Raw genomic sequence first — 1,103 nt, forward strand, 5'->3', positions numbered from 1 at the left:
GATGTAGATGTGGATGTTGAAATTGAAGATGATGTTCAGGATGAAGCTGAACCCGAGGACAAAGCATGAAAATGAAGGTTTGCGATTAAATGCGTGGTTGGATTTTATATAAAGAAACCGCGACTCAGCTAAAACCTGAATGGTATGAAATCGAACGTCTGTTGGCGGCAGCTAAGGCCGACAATATTGAATTAGCCGTTTATGCGCCGGATGAGTTTGATCTCACCGTGACGAGAGAAGATAACAAAAGTATTTTGTTAAATGGACAACCCGTTGAATTGCCGGATTTTATCATTCCGCGCATGGGTTCTGGCACCACCTACTTTGCGTTGGCAATCATTCGCCATTTGGAACGCTTAGGGGTGTATTGTTTAAATCCTTCAAAAGCTATTGAGATTGTTAAAGATAAGCTCTTCTCCCAGCAATTGTTGGCCGAGAAGAATTTACCTACGCCAAAAACCATGTTGGTCAAATTCCCGGTTGATATTGATCTGGTTGAGCGCCATTTAGGTTTTCCCGTAGTGATTAAAACGCTCTCAGGCTCTCAAGGCAGTGGTGTATTCTTATCACACAAAGCCCGTGAGTTTGATGACTTAATGCAACTAATCGAAGCGACTAATAAAAACGCCAACATTATTTTGCAAGAGTTCATTGCTAATAGTCATGGCCGCGACTTGCGAGTCTTTACTATTGGCGGACGCGTTGCAGGCTGCTACGAGCGACGTGGGCAAGAAGATAGCTTTAAAGCTAATGTCAGCGCGGGTGGCTCGGCGAGGCCCTTTGAAATCACCCCTGAAATCGAATGGCTCGCGACGCAAACCGCCAATATTCTCGATTTAGATGTGGCAGGTATAGATTTATTGTTCGATAACGGCCATTACAAAATCTGCGAAGCCAACTCATCACCTGGGTTTGAAGGATTAGAATCGTGCTTAAATGTGGATATTGCTGCGCAAATTTTGCACTTTATCCGCATCCGTTTAGGCATGTTTAACAAGGACGAGAAAAGCAGCGAGCCAACATCGGCCGCTAACACGCATAACAATTGATGCGGTCTCGTTAAGCTCTTATCGGCGGCTCAGTCTCTACTGGGCCGTTTTTTT

1 protein-coding gene is annotated in these 1,103 nt (G+C 44.6%); it reads left to right on the forward strand.

The window, feature by feature from the left end:
- Positions 1-89 precede the first annotated feature (89 nt).
- Complete coding sequence (locus L976_RS01400; protein ID WP_037418145.1) at positions 90-1,049, forward strand: ATP-grasp domain-containing protein; 960 nt, start codon at positions 90-92, stop codon at positions 1,047-1,049.
- Positions 1,050-1,103 lie beyond the last annotated feature (54 nt).

Origin of the sequence: Shewanella sp. ZOR0012 (genome assembly GCF_000798835.1) — a bacterium.
GTDB lineage: Bacteria > Pseudomonadota > Gammaproteobacteria > Enterobacterales > Shewanellaceae > Shewanella > Shewanella xiamenensis.

Bases quoted from the DNA above. Each gene is read 5' to 3' on its own strand.
- L976_RS01400 (WP_037418145.1), top strand. From the start codon at position 90: ATGCGTGGTTGGATTTTATATAAAGAAACCGCGACTCAGCTAAAACCT.